This is a genomic window from Anaerosphaera multitolerans, assembly GCF_004006535.1.
GTDB lineage: Bacteria > Bacillota > Clostridia > Tissierellales > Peptoniphilaceae > Anaerosphaera > Anaerosphaera multitolerans.
On sequence record NZ_RLIH01000041.1, the window covers coordinates 1 to 1,209 of the forward strand.

The 1,209-nt window shown below is 39.0% G+C and carries 1 protein-coding gene; it reads right to left on the reverse strand.

Annotation, left to right across the window (positions count from 1 at the left end; all coding sequences use genetic code 11):
• Positions 1 to 15: 15 nt before the first annotated feature.
• Complete coding sequence (tuf, locus tag EF514_RS10690; protein ID WP_127725435.1) at positions 16 to 1,209, reverse strand: elongation factor Tu; 1,194 nt, start codon at positions 1,207 to 1,209, stop codon at positions 16 to 18.

Genomic DNA, 1,209 nt, shown 5'->3' on the forward strand with positions numbered 1-1,209 from the left:
TTAAAATGCAATTTATTAATCAAGAAGTTTTGTTACAACTCCTGATGCTACTGTTCTTCCACCTTCTCTTATAGCAAATCTAAGTCCTTCATCCATTGCTATTGGTGTAATTAATTCTACTGTAAATGTTGCGTTATCTCCAGGCATTACCATTTCTATTCCTTCTGGTAATTGTATATCTCCTGTTACGTCTGTTGTTCTTAAATAGAATTGTGGTCTGTATCCGTTAAAGAATGGTGTATGTCTTCCACCTTCTTCTTTTGTCAATACATATACTTCTGCTTCAAATTTCTTATGTGATTTTATTGAGTTTGGTGCTGCAAGTACTTGACCTCTTTGGATTTCGTCTCTTTGAACTCCTCTTAAAAGTGCTCCTACGTTATCTCCCGCTTGTGCTTGGTCTAACTGTTTTCTAAACATTTCTACTCCGGTTACTACTACTGTTCTCTTTTCTTCTGTTAAACCGATTAGCTCTACGTTGTCGCCTACTTTTACTACTCCACGCTCTACTCTTCCTGTTGCTACTGTTCCTCTTCCTGTTATGGAGAATACGTCCTCTACAGGCATTAAGAATGGATGATCGATGTCTCTTGCAGGCTCTGGAATGTATTCGTCTACTGCTTCCATTAGCTTAACTATTTTGTCGCCCCATTCTCCATCCGGATCTTCTAAGGCTTTTAGAGCTGAACCTACTATAATTGGAGTGTTATCTCCGTCATATTCATATTCATTTAATAGGTCTCTTACTTCCATTTCAACTAATTCTATTAGTTCTTCGTCATCTACTTGGTCTTCTTTGTTTAAGAATACTACGATTTCAGGTACTCCAACTTGTCTTGCAAGCAAGATATGCTCTCTTGTTTGAGGCATTGGACCGTCTGCTGCACTTACTACTAGAATTGCTCCGTCCATTTGTGCTGCTCCTGTAATCATGTTCTTTACATAGTCAGCGTGTCCCGGACAGTCTACGTGAGCGTAGTGTCTGTTTGGTGTTTCATACTCTACGTGAGATGTGGAAATTGTAATTCCTCTTTCTCTCTCCTCAGGTGCCTTGTCTATATGTGCGTAGTCTACGAATTCACCACTGCCATATCTTTTGTTTAATACTAGCGTTATTGCTGCTGTTGTTGTTGTTTTTCCGTGGTCAACGTGTCCTATTGTTCCTATGTTTACGTGTGGTTTTGTTCTTTCAAATTTTGCTTTTGCCAT